Here is a 19032-nt window from a genome sequence, read left to right as displayed (position 1 = left end):
CTGCTCGACTCCGGCCGGGACTACCCGCGCTGCGAGGACCGGCAGGTCGACAGCCGTGCCACCACCTCCGCTCGCGCGGAGAGCACCAGCCCCGGCCCGAGCCAAATCCGCACGCGGGCGGCTCACCTCCGCTCGAGCGGAGGTGAGCCGGCCATTCAGGGCCCCGTGATCGCCACGGAGGCGTGCTCTCCGCTCGAGCGAAGGTGAGCCGGAGGGCCGAGGCCCTGGGCGTCAAGGCGGGCCCCGTCGACACGGGAGCCAGTGTGGTGCTCTCCGCCCCAGCGGAGATGAGCCGCTCGCCTCCGTGCAACAGGTAGGCCGCGCTGCGTGTTCTCCGTGCGAGCGGAGGTGAGCCGACACCTCGCGCAAGCGTGCGAGCCGCTCCACCGCGCTCTCTGCGCGAGCAGAGGTGAGCCGACGGTCGGCCAGGGCAGCCATGCCGCGTTCAGTCATCATCATGCCGATCGCGCTGCCGAGCCCGAGCGGCTCACGGCCGTCACGGCGTACGGCGGTGGTGGTGCGCCGCTTCGACTTCTGCCGGGTGGCACCGTTCTTCCTCGCCGCCGCTCACGACTGCCCTCAGGTGGCGTAGCCGAGGTTCAGGTGCCCGAGCCGGGCGTGGTGCTGCGCTTGGTCGATCAGCTGGTTGCTGAACAGGCGCCTCGCCGACGGCTCGCCGTAGCGGTCGATGTGGTCGAAGACGACGCTGTGGTCCTTCATCGCCCGCACCCGCCAGTCGCGCACCTGGTCGGGGGTCAGGTCCTCGAGGACGAGCTCCTGGTCGTCGTCGACGTCGGCGGTCTCCGGCTCCAGCACCGAGGCGGGGAAGGCGGCGGCCGGGCGCGGCGCGGGCAGCACGACCGGGGCCACCGGCGCGGCCGGGGCGTCGTCCTCCCGCTGCGCGGCGGCGGCTTCGGCGCGGGCCGCCTTCGCATCGGTTTTCCGGGCGCGGTACTGCTCCCACTCGGACGCCTGCGCCCACGCCCTGGCCGTCACGGTCTCGTGCAGCTGCCGGTCGGTGGCCGCCCGCCGCTCGGTCTCGGAGGCCCCGGGCATCGCGGCGTCGACGGCGGCCGCGACCGCGTTTCGGGTGGCACGGCTGTCGACCTGCCGATCCTCGCAGCGCGGGCAGTCCCGCCCGGAGTCGAGCAGAGCGCCCTCGTCGCACCGGGGCTCCGCGCACAGCCGGATCTGGGGAAGGCCCCGGCCGATCAGCCAGCCCACCGGGTCCGAGATCGGGCCGCCCAGCCGCATCTGGCTGGCCAGGCGCCGGGCGAGCCGGTCGGCGAGGATCTGCGGCGCATCTGTGGGACCGGCGAACCCGACCACCCGGGCCAGCTCGGTTCGGGCCTTGGTCTCCACCAGGCGACGGACGGCCGGACGCTCCAGGCGAGCCCAGACCAGCCGGACCGGGGCCAGGACAGCCCGCAGAGGCGAATCTCTGCTGCTCGAAGTCGCTCATGCCGACAACGAGCGACGGGGCGGGCAGCACACCCGCACCTGGCTGTCGCGCACGCAGCCGGGCGGCGGGTGTTGTCCGGCGCATGAGCCGCCGCTTCCGGCCATCCGCCGTTCCGACCGTTACTCAGCTCAGGCCAGGGGAACGCTCTGGTCGCCGAGGACATCAGTGCCGTCCGCGAGGGTTATGTAGGGCCACATCGCCTTGTACGGAATGCCTTGGGTGCGCTCCAGGTGCCGCAGTTCGTCGGCTGGGACGACGAACTGCGCGGGCGGCCCGCCGGGGGCGAGTTGATGAGGGAGGGAGGTGGACCAGTTCACCGGCTTGGTGAGGACCATCCGTCGGTTGCCGGGAAGCTTGACGCCCCAACCCGTGATGGTGGCGGGGCGACCTCCGGTGTTCGCGACCGTTGCGCCGACGAAGTGGTCTCCTGCGGTGCTGCTGCCGTCGGGTTGTTCATAGGTGGGGATCATGTTGGTGACCTTGACGGTGATCTCCGGGCCCTGGTCTGCGGCTTTGATGCCGCGCCGCCCGTAGTAGATGGCCAGGCCCACGCCGACGAAGGTCCCGATCAAACCGAGTGCGACCCAGATGTCCACCATGCACCTCTTCACATCGACGGCGAACGCGGTACTCAGGGTAGGCCGCCGGTCCGACACTTCTACCCGGCGCCGTCGGCGAGCGACCAGCTCGCGGTGCCGGCCTGCTTGCGGCTGATCTGGGTCTGGCTCAGTCCGAGCCCCGCAGCGAGGTCGGCCTGGCGCTCACCGGTGAGGTGCATCAGGGCGGCGACAGTGAGCCGCAGAGTGGTCTCCGTACTGGGCATATGCGTACTCCGCATCAGGTATGCGTCGAGATCGAGGTGTCGCCCCGCGCGCGGGCGCGGCCCCGCCCCGGGCCTGGTGTTCGGCGACAGGTCACGGGTGGATGGTGAGCTGGGCGGCGCCCGGGGCGGGGGCGCGGCCGCCGGGGAGGCCCAGCCGCGCTCAGCGACCATCCTGGACAGGGCATCGGCGAAGGGCAGCGGCCCACTGCGGTCCGCCTCGACCGCCCTGTCGGTGCCTTGTACGGTCGAGTCACTGAGCCTTTTCCAACCTGGCTGTCAGGTCCGCCGACCATGCCCGGCGGAGCGTTCGCCGCACGGCGGCCGACTGTGGATCTGCTGGTCACAGGCCTGTCACCGGCTGACATGGCCACTCACCGGCACACCCTTGACCAGCACAGACGTGAGGTTGGAAAAGGCTCACTGTCGAAACATGAGGTCGAGCTGTCAAAGAGGTGTACTTTGAGCAGAATTTTGGAGACGCACGAAATGGTGGTCAGTCCCAGCTACCGTCTATTCGGATTGATGGACATGAGTATCGAGCCGTATGGGCTGGACCCAGATGATACGCATTGGCTTCTCTCCGTCCCTGGGCTGGTCTATCTCCAAGTGCCATCAGCAGTCATTGAGTCGGCCGTGCGTCTGGAGAGTTGGTCCAGTAAACCTCCGGAAAGTCATGCCAATTGGTTCGGCCGGGAAGAAGTGGAAGTAGAACTTCCCACCGGAGAGCTCGGGATTCACACCATCGATGGCGGGGTTCAGGACCTCCCTTTCATTCTTCCCTCAGCTGGGCTGTACGAGATGCGATGGCAGTGGATGTTCAATGGTAATCGAGGGCCCTTCCTGTCACCGATTGGAGGAGCGCGCGCATTGCCAGTACCGCCAGGCCAGGAGAGGGAATTGAAAGGTAAAGACCAGTACTGCCTTGTGCAGATATGGCGCACGCTAGCCTATACATAGAGGGAATATAGGACTGTGGGGCCGAAATGGTTCGGACCCACAGTCCATTAGCTTACTGGTGTGCCGTGCCCTCAGTCGCCGATAACGAGAATGAAAGGATCGTGATTCAAGATCCGGTCGTTGTCGTACCAGGCATTCAGGCGGCGCCCAGCCTCCTGGTTCTCGATTCGATCCACATAACGAACGGAGTAGGCATCCGTGTACTCCGTTCCTTCGAACTGCGCGCGCGCCGCACCCTCATAGGTAGAGGCCATGGGGAACTCGTCGCAGTCGAATGCGTCATCGGGGCCGGGCTTTCCAGGCATGCCAGCACTGGTGCAAGTCCTGTCCTTCTGCCTGGTGTTTTCGTTGGCCCGGCCGAGCTCGTACGCTCCGGCCGCCTTCGCGAGACGGTGCATCGGTCGCAATGGATCTCCCCCGGGAAGGCTCTTGTCGGCCTTTGTCGGGTAAGTGCTGCCGGGGGTCTCCAGAGCGTCGCCGACATGGTCGGCAACGGCAGCCACTCCAAGATACGGCTCTACAGGAGCAGAGGGATTACTTGTATCGCTTCGGTCGTAGCGCAGGGCGGGTGTGGCATCGGGGAATACTGAGCCCAGCTTCGCTCGCCCGTTATAGGCGGCGCTGTCGAACCGGACCTCTCCCTGTTCGCCCTCTGCAGAAACAAGCTGAGAGTAGCCGGGAATCGTGAACTTGAGGACTGGCGTGAACAAGCCTGTTGCGACCTGATCGCCGACGGCATTGTCCGGAGCTTTCGGTGCTGTCGACCAGAGGTCAAACTTGGTGTCGCCGTCCCACTTCCACTGGCTGGGGGAATCAGTGCGCCCTGGAGCTATCCCGGTTATGCAAGCTTCCTTCTGCTCAGCTTCCGGCGGAGCTCCGGCATTCCAGTTGCCGTCGCACTTCAAGGAGGCTTCCAGCTTTGCGCCGACCTTGCTGAAGTCTCCGGTGGAAAGGAAGACGTCCACGTTGTAGTCGAAATCCGCGTATCTCGTGGCTGTACCGCCCAGCAGGCCGCCTATAGCACCCTTTCCGATGAGCGTATTTCGCGAGATGAAAGTTCCCTTCAGGTAGCATCCCGGAGGCCACAGTCCGCACTTGATGGCTGGCATGACCGTCAAGGTCTCTTGGCAGTAGGAGAACCGGTTCTTGATGTAGCCGGCCTGGTTGTCCGAGTCGTCGGCATTGACGCACTCATCGACATTGGCGATGTATTCGTATTTGTCGAGGCCAGAAGTCTCCGGCTTGCGGCCACGGATGAACCTTGTGCTGGGAACAGTGTAGGTACGCTCCCATGCCGCTTTTGTCTCAACAGTTTCCCGGGCGGAGGGGCCGCTGCGGGGGAACACGCCGAGTGCTTCCAGATTGCCGTCGCGGTTGAGGACTTCATCCACTTTGGTGGGGTTGGCGATCAGCGCGGGGTCGTTGATGGTGTAGGAGTCCCCCGGCTGGAGGGTGGTCGGGGTGCCGGCGGCCGCGGTTTCAACGACGAATGTGCGCCACGGCGACCAGTTGAGGTTGTAGTGGGTGCCGTCGTAGGCGTTGGTGCGGAACTTGTACATCTTGCCGTCCACGAGCTGCCCGGCGGGGACCTGCACCGTGGCCCACGAGCCGGGGGCTACGGAGGCGGAAACGAGCAGTCCCTCTCCGGCCGGCGTGCTGATCGGCGTGTTGGTCTCCGCGTCGTAGACCTGGAAGGTGCCGCTCACCAGGTCGCCGTCAGCGTCCTCGAACTTGTCCCTCAGCGTCGGCGTGAGGGTGCTGACGCCCCACACATCGTTGTGCGACCGGAACGGCGGCCCTGCTTGCTGGGCTGCACCGTCCAGCGGCCGGTAGTTGTAGGTGACGCTGAGCTTGGGCTGATTGGACGCGTTGTTCGCGGAGTTGACACGTTTCCAGGCTGCGGTGCCGTCGTTGGCCGCGCGCAGGCCCATGTGGCCGCGGGTCGCCTTTGCCGAGGCCCAGGTCTGCACCAGCGTGTCGACGTCGGCGTTGATCCAGCCGTCGGGCTGGGCACTCGTGCAGCCGGGGTTGCCACGTGTCTGCGTGGAGGAGTGGTACTGGGTCCAGGTCGGCTGGTTGGTCCACCGCGACGCGGTCGACGACGCGCTGGTGTTTCCGATGGTCCAGCTCTGAGCTGAGCAGTCGGTGTTCCCGGAGTGGAAGTTCCACAGAGCCAGGTTCGTGTCGATGATCAACGCGTCCTGGAAGGCAGTGGTGTTCCAGGTGATGAAGGACCGCGCGGTGCGTGGTGTCCCGTTGGGGTTCGTGGTGCCGGGGTTGCCGAGGTCGAGTTCGACGTCGGCGGACCAGTCGACCGTCTCACCTTGCTGCACGTAGGTGTCGAAGGTGTTCGCGAGCGCGGAGGTGGAGGGGTCCACCGTGACCGGGTACTGCGTCGCCGGGTCGGTGAGGAAGCCCGGGTCGGGGGTGACGACAAGGTCGATCTTCCCCTCTCCCCTGTCCCGGACCTCCATGCCGACGCGTGCGCGGTTGGTGTGTTCACCAGAACGTGCGTCAGTAGCGGCGTCCCACATCACCGGAGCAGGCATGATGGCGCGGTCGTCACCGGTCTCGGTGTCGGTGAAGGTGACCGAGCCGTCCTTGTTCGCCTTCGCCTTCATTCCTTCGGCCAGCAACGGCAGGGTGTAGGTGAAGTCGGCGGCGGCAGGCTTCTCTGCCAGTTCGACGAACTGCTCGAAGCCCGTGCGGGTCGCCTCCACGATGACGTCGGCGCCGGGGACGGCGTCGTGGTACCGGGCGCGCGTTCCGTCGAGTTCAGGCTCGGGCAGGGCGCCCTTCCATTGGAGAGTGACGCTGCTGTCACCGCTTCCCAGCGTGACAAGGTCCCGTGCCGGAGAGTTCTGTGCTGCCTTGAGGGACTTCGCTTTGGTACCGCCCTTGCCGGCCAGGTGCAGGCCGTGGGGGTGCTCCTTCGAGCGAACGGTGCCATCCGGATCCTTGGTGAGGGTGACGTCGACCTTCCGCCACTTGCCCTTCCGCCACACCCGCTCCGGGCCGGAGGTGAGTTCGGTGGTCAGCGTCCCGTTGGCGTTGGCCACGGTGTGGGAAGTTGCGGTGGTCTCGTCTGCGGCGACCACCTTCTTCCCGGTTCTCTTGGCCTCGGCAACAGCCCAGCCTTTGGATCCGGTGGGGTACTTCGCCGTCTTCGCGGACGCGGAGGACAGTCCGTCGGCCCCAGCGGAGCCCCTCGCTGTGGTCGGCGCGGCTGCGCTTGCCGTCCCCGCTGCGAGCGCGACTTCGGCTATCAGCAGCAAGGTGGCCCCGACCGCGAGGCGACCTCTCGTTCTCCCGCGTGAGCGGCCTATTCGTGAATACACGAACCACACACCCTTTCTTGATCGGCTAGGTGCATGGGCACTGTAGGTAGCTGGAACGAACGTTCGGAGATGAACGGGGGAGTTGACCGAAAGCAGCTTTGACCGAGGGCCGGATGGGGCGATACGGCACGGAGGGCGACCCTCCGTAAACGTTGCGTTAATCACGTCGCGGGGCCGACAACGGGGCCGAAAGTGGTCGCCGCATCAAGTAGCCACTTTTGGGCCCACCGCGTACAGCGAACGCCTCGCCGGTAACCTGCCGTCCTGGTGGTCCACCCACTGCGACCGCTCACCCCGACGGCTATCGGCCTGGACTGCCCTGACAGCGGCCCACCAGCTTCTGAACGGTGACGAACGAGACGTCTTCCGCTCCTGCACCACGGCCGCGATCGGAGCCTGCGAACTCATTGAGGAACTGCAGATCCGTGCCAATGTGCGGGCGTTCGTCGAACAAACGGCTCAGCTGAGTGCCAACCGCGGGTAGGACTGGAACAGAGGTCCAAGCGCCGGCGGCCCGCGTCGGCGCGGACGCCTGACTCACGCCGTGCGGTCCAGGCGCTGGGGCGCGGCTGCCGCCGGGGTGATGGTGGTGGCCAGCCCGGCGCGTTCGGCGGCGAGGCGTTGCAGGGCCCGTGCCGGGGATGCGTCGCTGGGGCGCACCTGCTGCTGGGCGGCCGCTTTGGCGCGGAGCTCCTCGAGGGCCTGGCGGCCGTCGGCGAAGTGCTCCTCGGGTTCCCGGAGTCGTTCGCGGAGTTGCCGTTCGGCGGCTGCCTGGATCTCGGGGTTGGTGTGCTGCCGGGTGGTATTCCAGGTGGCGCGGTGGGCGGCGATGGCCTCGCGGTAGCCCTCCGGCGGATCCGGCCGCTGTACCGGTGCGGCGGGCGCGGTCGGTGGCGGGGCCGGTTCGGCGGCCGCGGTGGCGGGGCCGGCCTTTGCGGGGGCGGGTGTCAGGAGCAGGCCCTCGATTACGGCGCCCGATCACGCGCGGCCCCACGAAGAACACGTCGGCCGACTGGGCCTTCACCGCTGACCCGATCCCTGACCCGCCTGGAAACAGCCCCACCCCCACTGGTCGACGGCGCCCGGGGTCTCTACGGCCCGGACGGCGGATCTACCGGCGTCCGATGGGCGGCTCCGTCCGGCTTGGGCTGGTGCCGTAGCAAGCAGAAGGCCCTCACCGCGGTGAGGGCCTTCTAAGTCTGAACCCTGGGGTGTGGCCTGCCCGCTTTCGCGGACTACCAGGGACGTTTCCAGGGTCTTCGTCGCCCATGATACCTACGATTACCGACTATGCACAGCACGCCGCTCGCCGACACCGAGCCGCTCGACAGCAAGGCCGTCATCGAGCTGTTCAGCACCGACCGGCTGAACCCCTACCTGACCGCGTGCGCCGGCGACCATGCCGCAGCGCTCGCGCTCTACCGGTGGAACAGCGACCTCGCTGCGGGATTCTTCGAACCGCTCGGACACCTGGAGATCATGCTGCGCAACGCCTTGGACGCCCAGCTCGTCGCCGGACAGCAGCGCCGGGGCCGGACCGCCGACTGGTACACCGACCGAAGGGTTCCCCTCAGCGGCAAGGCCCGCGCGGATATCGCCCAGGCCCAGCAGCGTGCCGGGTGGCACGGCGCGGCCAGTCCGCGCGGGAAGGTCATCGCGGAGCTGAGCTTCGGCTTCTGGCGCTTCCTGCTGGCCCGCCAGTACAAGACGAAGCTGTGGCCCGACCTCGCGGGGGCCTTCCCGCACGCCCCCGACCGCGCCCTGTCCACGGTGGAGGACCCGGTCGCCCGGCTGCACAAGTTCCGCAACCGCATCGCCCACCACGAAGGGATCTGGCACCTTTCCACCGAGGACCGCCGGGACGACATCCAGACCGTGCTCGGCTTCATGAACCCGGCCGCCGCGGCCTGGGTCGACGGCGCCTCCCGCATCGACGACGTCCTCGCCCGCCGGCCCTGAGATCCCGGCGGCTGCCGCCGGAACGAGACGACGCGCCGGCTATCCCGCAGGCGGCCCCTCGCCGGGAGCCTTCGCCCGGGAACCTCCAACCGTGCAGGTTGAGCCACGGAAATCCGAAAGCCGACTCCCCCGGACCGGACACGGAGCGACACACTTGGATCACTTTCAGCAACGATCCGGGGAGCGGGAGCATGTTCAAGACGTGGCGCGAGGAGTACCGGGCCAACCAGGCCGCCCGGCGGCAGATCGAACTGGAGCAGTGGGAGCAGGAGAAGCGGTGGCGCGAAGAGGACCGTGCCGCCCGGCAGAAGGCGACCGCTGAGAACGCCGCTGACCTGGCCGTGCACAACAAGAACGTGAAGGCGGCCACTGGCGTCTCCTACCTCACCCTCGTCTGCCACGAGGACACCTGGACTTTCATGGCTCGGCTCGCCTTCGGCCAGTGGAAGCCCACCTGGACCCAGAGCACCCACTCATATGTGGAGTCGGGTCCGGGCTACCTGGAGGACGAGAAGTTCACGGTCAACCCGAACCTGCCGGAAGGGCGGATCAAGAAGCTCCCCACCGGCACCACCCGGAACGGGATGCAGCAGGTGATCCTCTCCGGCCACAACCTGGTACAGCTTCTGGCAACACTGCACGAGGGATCGAAGACGGAGGACGTCGCGGCCTCCGCCCGGTGCAGTCGGCTCTACGGCAAGCTCGTCGAGTTCGTGAACCTGATCGATCCGGACGCCGAGGCCGGCCAGACGACCGGCATCACGTACCGCATCGACGACAGCCTGGACGCCACGCACATCAAGCGCTGATCAGTTGGCCGAAAGGACCCGCGTGACCGCCTGTCCGGCGGCAGGACTGTGGGCACCACACAGCTCCCACCGGCGCCGGCTTGCGGGTCTTCCCGGCGGCGCGCGTCCCCGCGATCACGCCGTACGGTCCAGCCGCTCGGGGGCGGCCGCCGGCGGGATGATGGCCAGCCCGGCGCGTTCGGCGGCCAGGCGTTGCAGGGCCCGCGCGCGCGAGACGTTGCTGGGCCGGACCCGCTGCTGGGCGGCCGCTTTGGCGCGGAGTTCTTCGAGAGCCTGGCGGCCGTCGGCGAAGTTCTCCTCCGGCTCCCGGAGCCGTTCACGGAGCTGCCGTTCAGCGGCCGCCCGCACCTTCGGGTTGGAGTGCTGCCGGGTGGTGTTCCAGGTGGCGCGGTGGGCGGCAATGGCCTCGCGGTAGCCCTCCGGCGTCTCTTGCCGTGCAGGCTCCCCGGGCGCGGCCGCGGGTTGCGGAGTGGCAGCGGACGCAGGTGTCCGGGCATCGCTGGGCGGGGCGAGTGCGGCGGGACGCAGGATCTCCAGGTGCCGGACGGTGTCCGGGCCGACCGAGGCGTTGACCTTGGCGACGATCTGCTTCTGGTGGAAAGTCAGCTGGGTGCGGTAGGCGGGTGTGGCGGGGCGCAGGTGCAGGGTTCCGGTGGTGGCGTCGAAGCGGACGGCGTCGACTTTCCCGGCGAGCTCGGGGGCGATGGCCGGCCACTGGTCGATGATGCTGCCCGCTGTTGTGGCCGCGGCCGCCGGAGAGGCCCAGCCGCGTTCAGCGACCATCCGGGCCAGGGCGTCGGCGAAGGGCAGCGGTTCGCGGCCGGCGCTGCGCTGGTTGCGGGTGGTCGTGGTCCGGGGGCGCTTGGGCTGGGGTGCGCTCTTCGCGGCGGCGCGGGCGGACTGGAGGGCGATACGGGCCAGGTCAGCCCCGCTCGCGGTGGTTTCGTTCATCCCCGGGCTCCCGTCCCGCTGCTGAGGAAGGCGGCCATGTTGTCGGCCGCGCTCTGGTCGGTGAGGTCGTCCAGGCCGAGCTCGGCCTGGCGGGCGGAGTACGCGGCGAGGCCTTCGGCCAGGCCGTCCAGCACGCTGCGCACCAGGTCGGGGCTGGAGGCAGCGAGCGGGCCGGAGGTTGCCTCCCCGTCCCAGCCCTCGGCCACCTCTGCTGCTGCCGTCTGGTGCTCAGCGGTGGCCTGCTGGGCCAGGCGGGCCCGGATGTAGGCGGCGGGCCGGGCCGGGCGCCAGGTCAGGTGCCAGGAGTGGAGCTCCGCTGTGATAGTCGGCCAGTCCCACCCGGCGTCCGTGAACGGCCGCAGGGCAACTTCCAGCTCCCGCAGGCTTGCCCGCTGCGTCCAGGTGACCCGGGGCCTGACCTGCTGGATGATGCCGATCGCCCGCTGCGTCTGGCCCGCCGTACGGCGGCTCCCGTCCAGGTTGTAGCTGATCTTGAAGGAGGGGCGGGGAGCGGTTCGGCAGGTCGCGCGCTCGCGCGAGGTGTCTTTACAACCACTATCAACCTGAACTGCAGGTGCTCGGTGGTAACGACCAGGAGAATGGGGCTCACAAGCCTGCGAACTGGAGTTATCCACAGCCGGGTTATCCACAGGGCGGGTCGTGCGGACCCGGGCACCACGCCGACCGGAGGGCCGCTGCCACTCCGTGCGCCGCCGGCCCTGGTGCCGGGCCTCGCTGCGCGCCGTCGCCTGCGCGACCGCACGCTCCCGCCCGGCCTCGGTCACCCCGCACACCCGGCCCTCGTAACCCGAACCCGTCAGCCGGTGACCCATCGCCTCGTCGAACACCGGCGGGATCACCGCACCGTAGATCGTCGCCGTCGCCATGTACGGCTCCCCCGGTGCCGCCAGGTTGCGCTTGCTGCCGTGGACCAGCCACACCAGCGCGCCGAGCTCGCGCAGCACCTTCACGTGCCGCTTCACCGTCGCCTCCGACGTATCAGTCCGCCGAGCCGCGCCCGCCAGGTCGTAGACGACGATTCCGCGCCGGTAGTCCATCCGCGCCGCGAGATCCCGGGCGACCGTGAGCGTCGTCGGACCGGCACCGTCATGCAGCCCGGCAGCCACCAGCCACACCACCGCACGCAGCCACGCCCGCGGCTCAGCACGCCGCGACCGCGTCCAGATGATGTCCTGCTCCCGGCCCACCACACGGGCATGCCGCACCTCCGGCGAGCCCGCCTTGGGTGCCTTCGGCAGTACCTCATTCCGCTGCCCGGGAACCTCTCCCCGCCGCTCGTCGACCGAGTTGTCGACGAACTCCCGCAGCGGGTGGTCCAGCACGGCGGCCGACGCCGCGCCCGCGCTCACAGGGCACCACCGCTATACCGGGTGACTGACCGGTATGCCGCCGAAAACCTCTGAGGCGCACAAGGTGCAAAGCATGATGAATCGACGACCGATCCCGTCACACGGGACGATCCGGACGACCAAACCCACCCGAAACGGGCGGGGGTCCGCTTTCCAAAAACCGGGCGATCAGGCACTATGACGGGGACACCAACTTCATATTGGAAGTTCAGACCGTGACCAGGCCCCTTGCGGGACCCGGCCACGATCACGTGGACCCCCGAGCCCGATGGCCTACCAAGCCACCGAACCCGGGGTGAAACGACACCGGACCTCGAAGGCCTCCTGTTACGGGAAGCCCTGGAAGTTCGACATCGCCAGCCCCTCACTGGCCTCCGGCACGGGAGACCTGTGAGCGGCACCAGCCCTCCGGGCCCTTGCAGGGGCCTCCGAGGAACTGGGGTGTAGCACCCGCTTACCAGGCGGGGTGGAGCGTGTATTGCGATGAAAGACCCAGCTCAGTGAGCTGGGGCCTGGAGCCGGGTGTGAACCGGAGACCAGGCGGCCGACCTACTGGTCGGCGCGATGGGCCGCGCGAGGCCGAAGTGGATTACCAGTCCACCTCACTGGCGCGCGCGGCCGATGACCTAGGTCATCCCGACCCCCTCGATACCGAAGGTGGAGTCGGCCTGCCCGAAAACGACGCGCCTGGCGGCGTGACCGCGAGGGTAAAACGGCGTAGCTGCGCGTGCAGTTCCGCGCAGGCGGGTACTCTTCATCCCGCGATCACCTCCTTTCCAGGTGAGTCGCCCAACGAGGCTCAGCCTCGTTCGAGAAGCCCCAGGTGACCCGTCCCGGTCCCTGGGGTTCTCGACGTTATGGATCATGTCTGCGCACAGCCTAACCGCACCACCCGACAGAACTGCCGGACGCATTCGCACAAATTCCTCAGCACCACGAATGCCGCTCCCGCCTGACGGGAAGTCCGAAACGAATTGCCCGCCGTACGGGAAGGTCAGCTGTCGCATAGGCACCTCCCGGCTTCCTTCCAGGTGGGGCACTCCTGCTCAACTCGCTCGTACACCCTCGGAGGCACATCCGGCATCCAGACGGACCACTCCTCAACGGAGGCGTAATTGGGATGCAAAGCGTGCGCTGGCTGACGGCGGCCCGTGCGCTCGGCTTCCTCTACCTGCGCAGCCTTCACAAACGGGCTCACGACCGCCACCGGGTCCGGGCCAAGGTCAAACCACTCGCCGTGGCGGCGCTTATCGCCGAGCCGGCGATGAAGTTCGGCCTCCATGACGGCGCCGCCTTCGAAGACCGCAAGTAGCTGTAGGGATACGGGGGAACCCGTCTGCAGGTCACGGAGACGCCGCTCTGGGTTGTCGGACCACCCGATTTTTTACGAGCGGCGAATTGGCAGAGCCGATCAGATATACGCGCCCCCGCGATGTGCTCACGTGAGCCGTCCCAGGTGCGAATTGACCGCCTTCGCTGCCGCCGCCAGTTCCGGAAGTTCGACGACGTCGACCCTAGCCTCCACCAACTCCTCGTAGCCGACGCAGTCGTCAACGAACAGCGACGGCTCCCGCCACGCGATGACGACGCGCGGAATACCAGCAGCGATGATCCGTTGCGCGCACGGAGTACGCGGCGAGTGCCGCTGGGAGCACGGCTCCAGCGTGCTGTAGATCGTCGCTCCGGCTAGGTGCGGGTCGCCCGTGGGCAGCTTCGCGAGCGCGGCCTCTTCCGCATGCTCGTGCGGGTCAGCCTCCCGGGAGTAGCCGGACGCGAGCTCGCTGCCGTCCCCGCCGACGATGACCGCACCGACCGAGTAGGCCCCGGCGGCTGGCGGGCACAGCGCGGCAAGGCTGATTGCGCGCCTCATCCAGTGCAGGTCCTGGTCCCGGTCGTGCGCGTACATCAGGCGCGTCCCTTCGGGGCGTAGCGGACGAAGACCACGTCGTCGATCGCGCGGACCTCGAGGACCTTCATCCGAGCGGTCGTCCCGCCCGGATAGGCGCAGGCCCCGAGGAAGCGGGCGGCCTCCGGCTGACCGACCAGCAGCGGTGCGATGGCCAGGTGGACTTCGTCGGCGAGGTCCTGGGCCATGAGCTGGGTGTGGATCGTGCCGCCGCCCTCCACCATCAGCTGCTCGACGCCGCGGCGCCCGAGCTCATCGAGGACCAGGCCCCAGTCGAGGTCCGGCCCGACACTGACGACGTCGGCGAGGTCACCGAGCGTGGCGCGTAGCTTCTCAACTGCGGCGTCCACAGTGAAGACCAGCTTCGCGCCACCGTGATGCCAGAACTTCAGATCGGCGGGCAGGTCGCCGGTTCGGGTGACCGTAACCTTCAGCGGATACTCCTGCTTGCCATCAGCGACGCGCTGAGCACGGCGGTCAGCGCTGTTGACCAGGAGGCGTGGGTTGTCCCGCCGCATGGTCGTTGCGCCGATGAGGATGGCGTCGGATTCCGCGCGGACCTGGTCGACGCGGTCGAAGTCCAGGGCGTTGGACAGGAGCAGTCGCTCGGGGCTTGTGTCATCCAGGTACCCGTCGACCGACATCGCAGCGGAGAGGATGACGTACGGACGCGTGGTCATTCGTTGTGATCCGTTTCTTCTCAGGATTCGTGGGCGAGCAGGCCGTCGAAGTGCGTACGGAACTCCGCAACCTCGGGCTGGCGCTGCCACGGGACCAGCGCCTTGTCGAGACGCGCGAGCTCCCGGACGATCCGGCCCGATCCCGTGTCGCTGGCGACGGTCAGGGCCTGAAGGCCGACTGCAGCCGCTTCGTCCGGGGCGCCAGCACCGGCGTGGGCCACGGCGGCCCGAGCCATGTAGACTCCGCGGTCGCGGTGGTAGCCGTCGGGCAGTGACTCAATGGCGCTGGTGAATATCTCCGCAGCCTCTGCGTGCTTGCCCAACACCTCCAGGCCGTGGGCCCGGTGTACCTCTACGTACTGAGCGTTCAGCCACACGCCCCAAGGGGTCGTGTCGCCGGAGATGCGATCGAGGGAGTTGAGCACGTCGTCGATCGCGCGCTCGCTGTCGGTCGGCTCACCGCGCAGCGCGTGCCCATACGACTCGTACGTCCGAGCGACTGCGGCCAGTCGGCTGCGGGGCCGCGCCATGCGCTGTGCAGCTTCGGCGAGGTCGACGACATCGACCAGGTCCCGCATTTCCCCGGCGAGCTGCGCCTTACGGGCCATCACGTACGAGGTCAGGTCAGTGTCCGCGACGGTGTGACTCCACTGGAACGCCCGGTCGAGCCAGAACTGGGCGCTATCGAAGTCGCCCAGATCCTGGTAGAGCCAGGAGGCGAACTCCGCGTACTGCGTCTGGAGTTCCATGAGGGCGTGACGGTCTGCGCCCTTGGCGTCCTGGCGTAGGCGCTTGATGTCCTCGATGTACTCGCGAGTGGCTGCGATGGCTCGGCCGGGTCCGAGGAGGTTGTCGTTGTCGATCAGTAGGCGGCGCACCCGCTGAAAGTGTTCTACCGGCGTACCGCTGTAGGCAGCAGCCGACCGCGCGGGCCGTTTCAGTCCCGGCAGTGCGCTGGGACTTGCGACTGCCGGCGTGCCTACGCCCAGCGCAGCCGCTGCACCGAGCCCCACTCCGCCACGCAGCATCGCGCGTCGATCGAGCGCCACGAAAACCACCGATCCATCCCGTAGACGAGCGGGGACAAAGATCCCCTCATGATCAGACGTTGCCTGCTGGGATGCTGCTGCGGCCAGTCCCACCGAGGCTTCGGATACATGGGGGGTCGAAACGGATACACGGCTGGACACGGAGACAGGTGGCTCGATCCGCTCCCACTGGTCCACCAGGATTCCGCCAGCGCGAAGCAGCGAGTCGATCAGTTCGACCTCCGCCCGATCCTTCGGGGCCCTGTCGCCGTTCTCCCATTTCTGCAGCTTGGAGTGCGACATGAAGGCCTTGTCAGCCAACCCACGCAAGGAGAACCGGCGGACCTTCCGAAGCTCGCGAAGCGTGTACCCGAAGCGATGCTGGGGCGACTCCTCCGGTGTTAGCGCGTTCGGTTGCTGGCCCACTTGGTGCCCCTCCATGTCTCCACTCGGTGTATCCGACGGCTGGATACGCGGCTGATCTAGAACTCGACCCCCGGCCGGGCCTACAACGTTGCTAACGAAGTTGACCTCACCGGAGAGGAATAGCGATGGCGGTGCTCAGCGAAACGCAGGGAGATACGTCAGTCATCGCGCCCCTTCTCGATCTTTTCGAGGCGAGCCGCCAGGTCCGCGATCTGCTCCTCAAGGGCTCTGAGGGCGCGGGCAGTCGAATCGTTGCTGCTCTCGGTAGCCGTGCTCGTAACGAAGGATCCGCGGCCCTGGTGGGAGTAGACGAGTCCGGCCGTACGCAGTTCGGTCAGAGCCCGCTGGACGGTGCCGGCCGCAACGCCGTACTCCTCGGCCAACTCTCGGGTGCTCGGCAGCTTGGTCCCGGCGGTCCACTCACCGGAGCGGATCCTGTCGCGGACATCCTGAACGATTCGCTGGTACGGCTGCACGGACTCGTTGCTCATGAGCGACATCGTAGGTCGACCCCCTTGGCTTAGCTAGCTTCCATAGCTTCCTCAATCAAGTGCTTGACACAACCCCCACTGTATCAGCTAAGTTATGTATGTCGACAAGGCGCGGTGGCCTAAGGCCTCCACCTGCCGCTTCGACCGCCTCAGCCGGGTCTTCACGGACCCGGCTCCCTCACCCGGACGCCGTCTCGTACGCCGCCGGATGTGGGAGCCGGATCATCGGTCCCCTTGCACTACCGCACCATCGCAAGACCGTAGGAAGTCGTCCGCCTCGCAAGAGGGGGCCGGGGTTGATGGCACCAACAAATCCCCCGGGTTCTCGACCTTCTACTGCACGTCGCAGCGCTATGCGCTGTCCGTCCGCCAGGACGCCGGGGTCACCCGCGCGACCTGATGGGCGGAGAGAGCACCGCGACGCAGCCCTTCCCCTTCGCACATGAGGAGATCCCGCATGTCCATCACCGCCGCGATGCCCACCGCCAAGGAACGCCCCCGCCGGACCCGCACGAAGCGGGTCAGCGCCCTCTCCGCCATCAAGCTCTCCCAGCTCCTGCCCTCGCACATCGACCTCCGCGACCCGCTCAAGGCCGTTCTGGTCTGCGAGGACTGCGAGACCTGGGTGCCGATCACCGGCATGCAGAGCAAGGTCCAGAAGCTGGTCCCGCACCACACCGGCAAGGCCCACGTCGCCGCCGCTCTCCACTGCCGGAGCAGCAACCGCCGGGTCGAGTTCGACATGACGATCCCCGAGTGGCGCCACGCCCTGACCGACGCCGGCACGGAAGCCTCCAGCCGCCAGGCCACCGCGGTGCTGCCCAAGGCGTTCAGCCCGCAGACCGACCGGACCCTGCGCGGGCGTAGCGTGCGTGGGGCGGTCGGACGCCGTGCTGAGTGGGCCGCCGCCCTTTACCGTGTGCGGCAGGCCGACCAGCGGCGTGCCGCAGTTCCGCAGGGCGCGCAGCCCGCCGAAGGCCCCGAGGTCCCCCTGGACCACATGGTCCCCCGCCAGGCTGCCGAGCAGCCGGAAGCGGGCCCGCTCACGTGCGAGCGCTGCGGTGCCGCCGAGTCCAGCCTGACCAGCGCGGTCGCTGCCGGATGGTGCCGGATCACTCGCCGGTCTCACTGCGGACGCTGCGCCGAGCGCTTCCCGGCCTGGACGCGTATCCCGTTCTGACCGCGAGTTCCCGACGACGAACGACCGAGGCCGCCGACCAACCCCNGGTCGGCGGCCTCGGCTGCTCGTACGAACAGCCTCAACAGCACGACAGCCCCGGCGACTTGAGACCCCCCGGGGCTGTCCAGGACCTGACTGGAGGACCTGATGCACAGCATGACACGACCGACCCCCGCCCCGACGAACAGCCTCTGCCCGAACTGCCAGGGCACCTTCGAGACGTGCCGGTGCACCGGCGTTTCGCAGCTGCTGACCGCTCTTGCTCCCCGTGCGGGCGTGGCGGACGAGATCGGCGACCTGGACGACCGGAGCGGCGACGACGGCCGCGGCTACGAGCGCGACGAGACCGAACGCGCCTTCCGCCAGATCGTGCAGCAGCTGGTGGCCGACGGCGACGACCGTGCCGCCGGGGCCGGCCGCCGGGCGCGGCGCACGCTCCAGGAGATGGCCCCCGGCTACGTCCGGCAGCCGGTGCTGATCCTGCACCGGCCGGTGATGGGCGGGCAGTGCCCGCTCTGTCTCCGGTTCAACTGCGGTGGGCACGACTGCCCGCCCGGCGTTACCGCGCTGGACGAGCAGGGCCACAAGGACCTGAGCGACAAGGTGGGGAAGAAGAACGAGCAGTCCGAGAACCCCTACCCGAAGTAGCGGTGGCCGCTCTCATACGCGCCGCCCGGACCGCGCAGCACCTCGCGGTCCGGGCCCTCACCGCGCACGGCCTGGCCCACCCGCTCACTCTCGCGCTCCTGGCGGCCGCCTCCACGGCGGCCGCCAGGGCGTGGGAGGCCGGTCACCAGGTGACGGACATCCACCCCAACACGGTGAGCAGCCCGGGAGCCAACTCCCCGGGCTGCTCCGCACACACTCTCCGGAGCCCTTGATGCAGAGCACCATCGTCAACGCCTTCTACGCCCCCTCCTCCGATCTGCCGGTCAACACCAACTGGCGGGCACACGCGCTCTGCCAGAACAACGCGGACGTGGACCCCGAGCTGTTCTTCCCCATCGGCACCACCGGCCCCGCCGTCGTCCAGGCAGAGGAGGCCAAAGCGCTCTGCCGTGCCTGCCCCGTCATGGAGCACTGCCTGCGGTGGGCGCTGGACAACGGCGAGGACCACGGCGTGTGGGGCGGCACCGACGAGGAGGACCGCCGCCGGCTCAAGCGCCGCGAGTCCCGCCGCCGCCAGGCCGCGACCGCGGCGTGACGAACACCAACAGGCACTCCCTGTACGACCGCTACATGAGCGCGTCCGACACCTGGCATACCCACCGCAAGGGCTGCGTGCCCTGCTCGTCGCCGTCCGGGCCCCGCTGCCCGGACGGCAACGGGCTGTGGGAGCGGCTGGTCCGGCTCCAGGACGCCTACCTCACCCACCTCCGCACGAAGGGCAGCACCTCATGACCGTCACCTCCGTCCGCATGTCCGCGCCCGCCACGGTGGCCAGCCTGCCCACCCGGGCCGGGGCCGCCGTTCTTATCGACAGGGACACCGACGGTTCCCTGAGCAGCGTCTGCACCGGCTGCGGCGAGTACGCCTGGACGCTCCGCGTCACCCGGGCCTTCGCTCAGGAGCACGCCGACACCTGCATCCGCCCACCCCGCGCCGCCGCCTGACCCGCGCCCCGGGACCAGAACCCAACTCCTTTCCCGTAC

23 protein-coding genes and 1 pseudogene are annotated in these 19032 nt (G+C 68.3%); 11 read left to right on the top strand and 13 right to left on the bottom strand.

The annotated features are described in order from the left end of the window. The first annotated feature begins 436 nt into the window (after positions 1-436). Positions 437-592, top strand: coding sequence for a hypothetical protein (locus tag V9U70_RS02245; protein WP_336672706.1), 156 nt, complete (start codon positions 437-439; stop codon positions 590-592). Here V9U70_RS02245 and V9U70_RS02240 read toward each other — a convergent pair. The 3 genes from V9U70_RS02240 to V9U70_RS02230 all read right to left on the bottom strand — a co-directional run bounded on the left by V9U70_RS02240 (position 580) and on the right by V9U70_RS02230 (position 2285). Further along, positions 580-1362 carry a hypothetical protein gene (locus V9U70_RS02240; RefSeq protein WP_336672705.1) on the bottom strand — a complete coding sequence of 261 codons (783 nt, stop codon included), beginning with the start codon at positions 1360-1362 and terminating at the stop codon, positions 580-582. The two genes, V9U70_RS02245 and V9U70_RS02240, sit on opposite strands and share 13 nt — an antisense overlap. Positions 1363-1590: 228 nt before the next feature. Further along, entirely contained in the window at positions 1591-2061 is a 471-nt protein-coding gene (locus V9U70_RS02235) for a hypothetical protein (protein ID WP_336672704.1), read from the bottom strand. Between the two features lie 59 nt (positions 2062-2120). Next, positions 2121-2285 carry a hypothetical protein gene (locus V9U70_RS02230; protein WP_336672703.1) on the bottom strand — a complete coding sequence of 55 codons (165 nt, stop codon included), beginning with the start codon at positions 2283-2285 and terminating at the stop codon, positions 2121-2123. 327 nt (positions 2286-2612) lie between these two features. Here V9U70_RS02230 and V9U70_RS02225 point away from each other — a divergent pair, with 327 nt between their 5' ends. After that, positions 2613-3242 (top strand): hypothetical protein, encoded by a 630-nt coding sequence (locus V9U70_RS02225; protein ID WP_336672702.1) that lies wholly within the window; start codon positions 2613-2615, stop codon positions 3240-3242. 71 nt (positions 3243-3313) lie between these two features. Here the strand turns inward: V9U70_RS02225 and V9U70_RS02220 are convergent, their stop codons facing one another. Both V9U70_RS02220 and V9U70_RS02215 read right to left on the bottom strand, forming a co-directional pair. After that, a complete protein-coding gene (locus tag V9U70_RS02220; protein WP_336672701.1) occupies positions 3314-6517 on the bottom strand; it encodes a DNRLRE domain-containing protein in 3204 nt (1067 codons plus the stop codon). A gap of 600 nt (positions 6518-7117) precedes the next feature. After that, a complete protein-coding gene (locus tag V9U70_RS02215) occupies positions 7118-7240 on the bottom strand; it encodes a hypothetical protein (protein WP_336672700.1) in 123 nt (40 codons plus the stop codon). 630 nt (positions 7241-7870) lie between these two features. Here V9U70_RS02215 and V9U70_RS02210 point away from each other — a divergent pair. Together V9U70_RS02210 and V9U70_RS02205 are read left to right on the top strand one after the other, a co-directional pair. Continuing rightward, positions 7871-8539: a hypothetical protein gene (locus V9U70_RS02210; RefSeq protein ID WP_336672699.1), complete on the top strand. Its 669-nt coding sequence runs from the start codon at positions 7871-7873 to the stop codon at positions 8537-8539. A 191-nt stretch (positions 8540-8730) separates the two neighbouring features. Beyond that, positions 8731-9348 carry a hypothetical protein gene (locus tag V9U70_RS02205; RefSeq protein ID WP_336672698.1) on the top strand — a complete coding sequence of 206 codons (618 nt, stop codon included), beginning with the start codon at positions 8731-8733 and terminating at the stop codon, positions 9346-9348. A gap of 114 nt (positions 9349-9462) precedes the next feature. On the opposite strand, the gene V9U70_RS02200 is transcribed toward V9U70_RS02205, so the two are convergent. Together V9U70_RS02200 and V9U70_RS02195 are read right to left on the bottom strand one after the other, a co-directional pair. Continuing rightward, positions 9463-10299 (bottom strand): DciA family protein, encoded by an 837-nt coding sequence (locus V9U70_RS02200; RefSeq protein WP_336672697.1) that lies wholly within the window; start codon positions 10297-10299, stop codon positions 9463-9465. Then, complete coding sequence (locus V9U70_RS02195) at positions 10296-11669, bottom strand: cell wall protein (protein WP_336672696.1); 1374 nt, start codon at positions 11667-11669, stop codon at positions 10296-10298. The genes V9U70_RS02200 and V9U70_RS02195 overlap by 4 nt, the downstream gene beginning before the upstream one ends. Before the next feature lie 268 nt (positions 11670-11937). Here V9U70_RS02195 and V9U70_RS02190 point away from each other — a divergent pair, with 268 nt between their 5' ends. Continuing rightward, positions 11938-12063 carry a hypothetical protein gene (locus V9U70_RS02190; RefSeq protein ID WP_336672695.1) on the top strand — a complete coding sequence of 42 codons (126 nt, stop codon included), beginning with the start codon at positions 11938-11940 and terminating at the stop codon, positions 12061-12063. Between the two features lie 600 nt (positions 12064-12663). Here V9U70_RS02190 and V9U70_RS30490 read toward each other — a convergent pair. The 6 genes and pseudogenes from V9U70_RS30490 to V9U70_RS02160 form a co-directional block, all read right to left on the bottom strand. Beyond that, positions 12664-13011, bottom strand: a complete 348-nt coding sequence (locus V9U70_RS30490) for a GIY-YIG nuclease family protein (protein ID WP_419723919.1) — start codon at positions 13009-13011, stop codon at positions 12664-12666. A 96-nt stretch (positions 13012-13107) separates the two neighbouring features. Then, on the bottom strand, positions 13108-13575 hold the full coding sequence (locus tag V9U70_RS02180) for a deaminase (protein ID WP_336672693.1): 468 nt from the start codon (positions 13573-13575) through the stop codon (positions 13108-13110). After that, positions 13575-14255, bottom strand: a complete 681-nt coding sequence (locus tag V9U70_RS02175) for a RibD family protein (RefSeq protein WP_336672692.1) — start codon at positions 14253-14255, stop codon at positions 13575-13577. The genes V9U70_RS02180 and V9U70_RS02175 overlap by 1 nt, the downstream gene beginning before the upstream one ends. A 20-nt stretch (positions 14256-14275) precedes the next feature. Beyond that, on the bottom strand, positions 14276-15133 hold the full coding sequence (locus tag V9U70_RS02170) for an NsdA family TPR-like regulatory protein (protein WP_336672708.1): 858 nt from the start codon (positions 15131-15133) through the stop codon (positions 14276-14278). Positions 15134-15481: 348 nt separating this feature from the next. After that, positions 15482-15724: pseudogene (locus V9U70_RS02165) on the bottom strand (helix-turn-helix domain-containing protein); the annotation flags it as partial. A 143-nt stretch (positions 15725-15867) separates the two neighbouring features. Continuing rightward, positions 15868-16200, bottom strand: a complete 333-nt coding sequence (locus V9U70_RS02160) for a GntR family transcriptional regulator (protein ID WP_158767790.1) — start codon at positions 16198-16200, stop codon at positions 15868-15870. A gap of 457 nt (positions 16201-16657) precedes the next feature. On the opposite strand from V9U70_RS02160, the gene V9U70_RS02155 reads away from it, so the two are divergent. From V9U70_RS02155 to V9U70_RS02130, 6 genes are all read left to right on the top strand, one after another. Next, positions 16658-17380: a hypothetical protein gene (locus V9U70_RS02155; RefSeq protein ID WP_336672691.1), complete on the top strand. Its 723-nt coding sequence runs from the start codon at positions 16658-16660 to the stop codon at positions 17378-17380. A 156-nt stretch (positions 17381-17536) separates the two neighbouring features. Beyond that, entirely contained in the window at positions 17537-18028 is a 492-nt protein-coding gene (locus tag V9U70_RS02150; protein ID WP_336672690.1) for a hypothetical protein, read from the top strand. Between the two features lie 2 nt (positions 18029-18030). Then, positions 18031-18261 (top strand): hypothetical protein, encoded by a 231-nt coding sequence (locus tag V9U70_RS02145; RefSeq protein ID WP_336672689.1) that lies wholly within the window; start codon positions 18031-18033, stop codon positions 18259-18261. Then, on the top strand, positions 18261-18584 hold the full coding sequence (locus tag V9U70_RS02140; RefSeq protein ID WP_336672688.1) for a WhiB family transcriptional regulator: 324 nt from the start codon (positions 18261-18263) through the stop codon (positions 18582-18584). The genes V9U70_RS02145 and V9U70_RS02140 overlap by 1 nt, the downstream gene beginning before the upstream one ends. Further along, positions 18581-18781, top strand: coding sequence for a hypothetical protein (locus V9U70_RS02135; protein WP_336672687.1), 201 nt, complete (start codon positions 18581-18583; stop codon positions 18779-18781). Before V9U70_RS02140 ends, V9U70_RS02135 begins: the two co-directional genes overlap by 4 nt. Then, positions 18778-18993 carry a hypothetical protein gene (locus V9U70_RS02130; RefSeq protein ID WP_336672686.1) on the top strand — a complete coding sequence of 72 codons (216 nt, stop codon included), beginning with the start codon at positions 18778-18780 and terminating at the stop codon, positions 18991-18993. The genes V9U70_RS02135 and V9U70_RS02130 overlap by 4 nt, the downstream gene beginning before the upstream one ends. Positions 18994-19032 lie beyond the last annotated feature (39 nt).

Source organism: Streptomyces pratensis (assembly GCF_037137275.1).
Classification (GTDB): Bacteria; Actinomycetota; Actinomycetes; order Streptomycetales; family Streptomycetaceae; genus Streptomyces; species Streptomyces pratensis_B.
Note: the sequence above shows the minus strand (reverse complement) of the source record. Positions and strands in the feature narration are given on the sequence as shown.